The following is a 253-nucleotide window of genomic DNA, read 5'->3' as shown; positions in this document are numbered from 1 at the left end:
GGCGGTGTCCTCCGTGACAGGCCGCCCGGTCGGGCTAGGGCAGTGGTCGGACCCGGAGTACTGGGTGGACCAGGTCCGCAAGCCCGTCCGCTTCGCCGACGCCCTCGCGGCCCTCGACGGCGTCACCAGGTTCGTCGAACTGGGCCCGGACGGCGTGCTGTCCGCGCTCGTCCAGCAGCCCGACGCCGTCACCGCGCCGCTGCTGCGCCGCGACCGTGACGAAGTCACCACCGTGCTCACGGCGTTGGCGACT

General features: G+C 73.5%; 1 protein-coding gene. It reads left to right on the top strand.

Features of this window, described 5'->3' with window-relative positions; genetic code table 11:
* Positions 1-13: 13 nt before the first annotated feature.
* The coding region (locus tag PUR61_RS01350; RefSeq protein ID WP_329874747.1) for a hypothetical protein at positions 14-253 on the top strand (240 nt) is incomplete at its 3' end.

Origin of the sequence: Streptomyces sp. BE20 (assembly GCF_036322525.1) — a bacterium.
Lineage (GTDB): Bacteria > Actinomycetota > Actinomycetes > Streptomycetales > Streptomycetaceae > Kitasatospora.
This window is presented reverse-complemented; position numbering and strand designations above follow the sequence as displayed.